Annotated in this window: 1 tRNA gene; it reads left to right on the top strand. The window is 38.5% G+C overall.

The features are described from left to right. Positions 1-129 precede the first annotated feature (129 nt). A tRNA-Ala gene (locus tag CWS31_RS17355) sits at positions 130-205 on the top strand. The last annotated feature ends 486 nt before the right edge of the window (positions 206-691 follow it).

Here is a 691-nt window from a genome sequence, read left to right as displayed (position 1 = left end):
CTAGGGGAACCTGGGGTTGGATCACCTCCTTATCTTGAAGTAAGACTGCTTAATGAGTGCCTCATTTCGATGAAGTGCTACGAGTGTTCACACAAATTGTATGGTAATGAAATTGAAAGAAACCCTGATGGGGCTATAGCTCAGCTGGGAGAGCGCCTGCCTTGCACGCAGGAGGTCAGCAGTTCGATCCTGCTTAGCTCCACCATTTTGATTTTTTACTACGTTGCTTCGTAGTTCGTGTAGAAAAGACTACACGTAACCACAAAGCGCCTTGTAAAGAAAGTCAAAATACCAACAGGAAATTTTCTTCAACTAAAGAAAGAAGCCAAATTTAAGCTATCTAATCGATAATTTAAATTTGGTTTTTTAAACCACAAAATAGCCGAATGTGAGCTACTTTGAAGTTCTTTAACAATCTGGAAAGCTGATATAAATATCGGTATTTATATGTTGAACACGGTGTCGCGCTGTTGTTTGACGTAACTATAAATACCAAGCTGTTATCACACACTCTTATCGTGTGTTGTGATGATGGTGATAATGCATCCCCCAAGGATGTGTTATCAAATTCATACTACTCGAAAGAGTATGTGTCTTATCAAGTAACTCATCTTATATGACCAATTTATTGGAAGTATATTGAGTACGTGAAAATGTCAGACTTTACAATTAGTTCGGATTAGTCTCCGAA

Origin of the sequence: Colwellia echini (assembly GCF_002843355.2) — a bacterium.
In the GTDB taxonomy this organism is placed as follows: Bacteria; Pseudomonadota; Gammaproteobacteria; order Enterobacterales; family Alteromonadaceae; genus Colwellia; species Colwellia echini.
The sequence above is the reverse complement of the archived record's forward strand: the minus strand, read 5'-3'. Positions and strand labels throughout refer to the sequence as shown.